Annotated in this window: 1 protein-coding gene; it reads right to left on the minus strand. The window is 58.5% G+C overall.

Annotation, left to right across the window (positions count from 1 at the left end):
- The coding region (locus SB822_RS55525) for a transposase (protein WP_410858901.1) at positions 1 to 357 on the minus strand (357 nt) is incomplete at both ends.

A 357-nucleotide genomic window follows, 5' to 3' on the forward strand; every position in this document is an offset into this window, starting at 1 on the left:
AGCTTTTGTGCCCCGCCCACGCCTGGATCAGCGTGCCGTCCACGCTGAAGTGCTCGCCCGAGAGCAGGTCATTCTTCCCAGCGATGTTCACCACCTCGTTGAAGAATTCGATCACGGCGTCGTGCCTGATTAACCGCTCGCGGTTCTTCGTGAAGACCGTGGGCACCCACACCACATCATCCATTGCCAGGCCAATGAACCAGCGAAACAAGAGGTTGTATTGCACCTGCTCCATGAGCTGGCGTTCCGAGCGGATGCTGTAAAGCACCTGAATGAGCATGGCTCGCAGCAATTTCTCCGGCGCGATGCTCGGCCGCCCGCCCTTTATGTCGGCTTCGTACATCCCGGCAAACAGTC

Source organism: Paraburkholderia sp. SIMBA_054, from assembly GCF_046534875.1.
GTDB lineage: Bacteria > Pseudomonadota > Gammaproteobacteria > Burkholderiales > Burkholderiaceae > Paraburkholderia > Paraburkholderia hospita.